The sequence below is a fragment of the Silvibacterium dinghuense genome (genome assembly GCF_004123295.1).
GTDB classification, from domain to species: domain Bacteria; phylum Acidobacteriota; class Terriglobia; order Terriglobales; family Acidobacteriaceae; genus Silvibacterium; species Silvibacterium dinghuense.
This window is the reverse complement of the sequence record NZ_SDMK01000008.1, coordinates 1-1155: the sequence shown is the minus strand read 5'-3', so window position 1 is coordinate 1155 and position 1155 is coordinate 1. Positions and strand designations below refer to the sequence as shown.

The following is a 1155-nucleotide window of genomic DNA, read 5'->3' as shown; positions in this document are numbered from 1 at the left end:
GTGCGGCCGCCTTCGCGGATGGCGAAGCGCAGGCCCTTTTCCATGGCCACCGGAGTGTGCAGCTCAATCTCCAGCTGGATGTTGTCGCCCGGCATCACCATCTCCGTGCCCTCAGGCAGCTTCGCCGTGCCGGTCACGTCCGTGGTGCGGAAGTAAAACTGCGGGCGGTAGCCGTTGAAGAACGGCGTGTGACGGCCGCCTTCTTCCTTGCTCAGGACGTAAACCTCGCCCTTGAACTTGGTGTGCGGCGTGATCGAACCCGGCTTAGCCAGAACCATGCCGCGCTCCACGTCTTCCTTCGCGATGCCGCGCAGCAGCAGGCCGGCGTTGTCGCCCGCCAGACCCTCGTCCAGCTGCTTCTTGAACATCTCGACGCCCGTGACGACGGTCTTGCGCGTGTCGCGGAAGCCCACGATCTCGGCTTCCTCGCCCACCTTCACCTTGCCACGCTCGATACGGCCCGTAACCACCGTGCCGCGGCCCGAGATCGAGAAGATGTCTTCGATCGGCATCAGGAAGGGCTGGTCGATGGCGCGCGCAGGAAGCGGCACGTTGTCGTCCACGGCCTGCATCAGCTCGTCGATCTTGGCTTCCCACTGCGGCTCGCCGTTCAGACCACCCAGCGCAGAGCCGCGGATGACCGGCACGTCGTCGCCGGGGAAGTTGTACTTCGACAGCAGCTCACGCACTTCCATCTCGACCAGGTCGATCAGCTCAGGATCTTCGACCGCATCGCACTTGTTCAGGAAGACCACGATGTACGGCACGCCGACCTGGCGGGCCAGCAGCACGTGTTCCTTGGTCTGCGGCATCGGGCCGTCGGTCGCGGCCACGACGAGAATGCCGCCGTCCATCTGCGCCGCGCCGGTGATCATGTTCTTGATGTAGTCCGCGTGACCCGGGCAGTCCACGTGCGCGTAGTGACGGTTCGGCGTCTCATACTCCACGTGCGCCGTCGCGATCGTGATACCGCGCTCCCGCTCTTCAGGTGCGTTGTCGATCGTGTCGAAGCTGCGGAACTTGATGTTCGGGTTGTGCTTCGACAGCACCTTCGTGATCGCCGCTGTCAGCGTCGTCTTGCCGTGGTCAATGTGCCCAATCGTTCCCACATTCACGTGCGGCTTCGACCGGTCAAATTTCTCCTTCGCCATTTCC

Annotated in this window: 1 protein-coding gene; it reads right to left on the bottom strand. The window is 63.5% G+C overall.

The window, feature by feature from the left end:
• On the bottom strand, positions 1-1151 hold a 1151-nt coding region (gene tuf / locus ESZ00_RS19965; protein WP_129210184.1), incomplete at its 3' end, for an elongation factor Tu.
• Positions 1152-1155 lie beyond the last annotated feature (4 nt).